The 3,170-nt window shown below is 64.7% G+C and carries 3 protein-coding genes; 2 read left to right on the top strand and 1 reads right to left on the bottom strand.

What is annotated here, in order from left to right:
• Positions 1-1,649, top strand: a 1,649-nt coding sequence (locus tag LQV45_RS22630) for a glycoside hydrolase family 15 protein (RefSeq protein WP_230008924.1), incomplete at its 5' end; no start/stop codon positions are given.
• A 147-nt stretch (positions 1,650-1,796) separates the two neighbouring features.
• A complete protein-coding gene (locus tag LQV45_RS22625) occupies positions 1,797-2,234 on the top strand; it encodes a DUF5956 family protein (protein ID WP_230008923.1) in 438 nt (145 codons plus the stop codon).
• Between the two features lie 224 nt (positions 2,235-2,458).
• Here the strand turns inward: LQV45_RS22625 and LQV45_RS22620 are convergent, their stop codons facing one another.
• A complete protein-coding gene (locus LQV45_RS22620; protein WP_230008922.1) occupies positions 2,459-2,755 on the bottom strand; it encodes an META domain-containing protein in 297 nt (98 codons plus the stop codon).
• Positions 2,756-3,170: the final 415 nt, after the last annotated feature.

Here is a 3,170-nt window from a genome sequence, read left to right as displayed (position 1 = left end):
CCACCTGGCAGACCAGGACGGGCTGGCTGATCGTGAGGGATGCCCTGGTGATGGGTCCGTGGCACCACACCGACGAGAGGGCCGGCCGGTACCGCCGCCCGCCGACGAACTACGAGGCCGAGCATTGCCTGCTGCGCACCGTACGGTGCGTCAACGGTGCGGTTGAGCTGTCCGTGCTGTGCGAGCCGGTCTTCGGCTACGGCCAGCGCCGGGCACGGTGGGAGTTCTCCAGCCCCGCATACGGAGAGGCCGTGACCGTCAGCGGCGATGAGGGGGATCCGGTGCTGCATCTGACTACCGACCGCCGGCTGGGCATCGAGGACTCCATCGCGGTCATTCGCAGCCGGATGACCGAGGGCGAGCAGGCCTTTATCGCGCTCTCCTGGGGGTCGCTGCCCCCGCCGCGGACGTGGGAAGAAGCCACACGCAAGCAGTGGCAGACCACTGAATTCTGGAGGCAATGGATCACCGGGGGCGAGTTCCCGGACCACCCGTGGCGGGAGCAGCTGCAGCGCAGCGCGCTGACGTTGAAGGGCCTCACCTACGCGCCGACTGGAGCTCTGGTCGCGGCGCCCACCACCTCGCTGCCCGAGACGCCCGGGGGAGAGCGGAACTGGGACTACCGGTACACATGGGTGCGCGATTCCACGTTCGCGCTCTGGGCCCTCTACACCCTCGGCCTGGACCGGGAAGCCGACGACTTCTTCGCTTTCATCCGCGACGTCGCCGCCGAGGACGACCTGCAGATCATGTACGGCATCGACGGCGAAAGGGACCTTCCCGAGGTTACTGTCGAGGGACTCGGCGGCTACGACGGCGCCCGCCCCGTCCGGATCGGCAACGCTGCCGCCCACCAGCGCCAGCTCGACGTCTGGGGCATGATGCTGGACTCCGTCTACCTCCACGCCAAATCCCGTGACCAGCTTCCCGAGCCGCTCTGGCCCGTCCTGCTCCGCCAGGTCGAGCAAGCCGCCGCCCACTGGCGGGACCCCGACCACGGGATCTGGGAGGTCCGTGGCGAACCGAAGCACTTCACCTCCTCAAAGCTCATGTGCTGGGTCGCCCTGGATCGTGGTGCCCGGCTGGCGCGCCTGCACGGTCAGGCTGATTACGCCCGAAAGTGGGACGCCATCGCCACGGAGATTCATGAGGACATCTGCCGCAATGGTGTCGACGACCGAGGCGTGTTCGTCCAGTCCTACGGCACAACGAACCTCGATGCCTCGCTTCTCCTTGTTCCGCTTGTCCGATTCTTGCCCGTCAACGATCCTCGCGTGCGCGCCACGGTCGTCGCCATCGCCGATGAACTCACCCGGGACGGACTCGTCCTGCGCTACCGTCCCGAGCAGACCGACGACGGTCTCACCGGCGACGAAGGGACCTTCACGACCTGCTCGTTCTGGCTCGTCTCGGCCCTTGTCGAGATCGGGGAGGTGGTTCGCGCCAAGGCACTGTGCGAACGTCTGCTGTCCCTTGCCAGCCCCTTGGGCCTCTACGCTGAGGAGCTGGATCCGGTGAGCGGCCGTCACCTCGGCAACTTCCCACAGGCGTTCACCCACCTGGCCCTCATCAACGCGCTCGTGCACCTCATCCGCGCCGAAGAAACCAACCGCGCGGCGCAGTTCGCCCCGGCCCACCGCACGCCCTGAGACGCAGACGAAGGTCAAGGTACGGATTGCAACGACGGGCTCAAGCTTCCACGGGAAGCCGCCCTGACGCGGGTCCCGGAACCGGATGTTCTGCCCCGCCGCAGCCGTGCGGAGACGTGACCCATTCGGAGAGGCAAGGAGCAGCCCATGTGGAGTGACGTGCAGGAATCCGAGCCCTCAGCTTCCTGGCTGGACCTGCCCGAGAATGGCTGGGGGGCGCTCATCGGCTGGGCAGCCGGCCTGGACAACTTACGCCGCCGCCCGTCCTCGGACGCCGGCAGGACAATCACCGGTTACACCGAGCGCGGGGGTAAGCAACAACCCTTCGAGGAACCGTTCACAGCTGCCGACCGGCTGGGAATCGACGATGACATCGACCTGTACCTCCGGGATGCCGGCCTCCCGCCGCGGCCGAGGGGCTACGTCTGGATGATCCGTGTCCCGGAAGGGCACGCATCATCCGAGGCCTTCTTGGCTGAGGTAGACACCGCAATCCTTCGAACCGCCGAAGGCTCTGTCAATCCGGAGCAGCTGCGGCCGATCGTCGCGGCTATTCTCCGCGATTTCTATGCGAAGGACATTTGATCAATCAATACGGAGACCTGAGAACGGGTGGTGGGGGAGCTGGGCTGACAGGACCGGGAGCGATCTAGGGGAGTTCGCCCGGTCGTGAATCCGGCAGCCCAATGGTAGCCGTGCAGGGAGCCTCCCGTGGATTCGGCGCCTATCCGGCAGCTCATTTGTCGCCGTCGGGGGCGTGCAGGGAAGCGGACCGCCCCGGGACGTCCGTAATGATCTCAAAACAGTGGTTACTCAGCTTGGAAGCTGAGCGTATTTATCCCGCTCGTCCAGGTCAAAGTGTCCTGCGTATAGGTCATTGAAATGGGACGTTTCAATAATTCATGAATCCAAGCTTGATGTTCACCGGAAGTACCGATGCAGCCGCTGGCGCCAGTGGCGATTTTTCCGAGGGTCATGATGTTTCCAGCAATTGTGGCTGGCCCGCTGATGGGGGAGCAGTCTGTTTTCATGGCCAGCTGCAGGGTACCTTCGACGGGGCTCAGTCGCACCTTGATGGTCCCGGCGGCCGCCGAGGGTAGAGCCATACCGTTTGATGTTGCGGCGACGCTGCTGTGGGTGGAGCAAGGCGCGGTGGGCAGGAAAGCCGCGCACGTTTCCCGCGGCGGGCCGGAGGTGGCCGGGACGGGGCTTTTACTCACGGAGCTGGTCGGGGCACTCGGTGATGTTGCTGCGATTCCGGAAGTGGTGGGCGTGGAGGCTGCTGATCCCGGTACCACTGATGGGGTGGCTGCGCATGATGTCATGAGCCATGCCGCCGCCAGAACTGAAATTCCTATTCGAAGGCGCCAGCTGCGATCCATTGTTCCCCCTAGTGAATGAACGCTGAACCGAGCATAGGCTTCCAGACCTAGGTTGTCTTTGGCCTCTGCTGATGAATTTGGCGGCCAAGATTCACGCCCATACCCCAGTCAAGGGACAAGAAATTGACATGGCGTATCC

The sequence above is a fragment of the Microbacterium sp. Bi128 genome (assembly GCF_918698205.1).
Note: the sequence above shows the minus strand (reverse complement) of the source record. Positions and strands in the feature narration are given on the sequence as shown.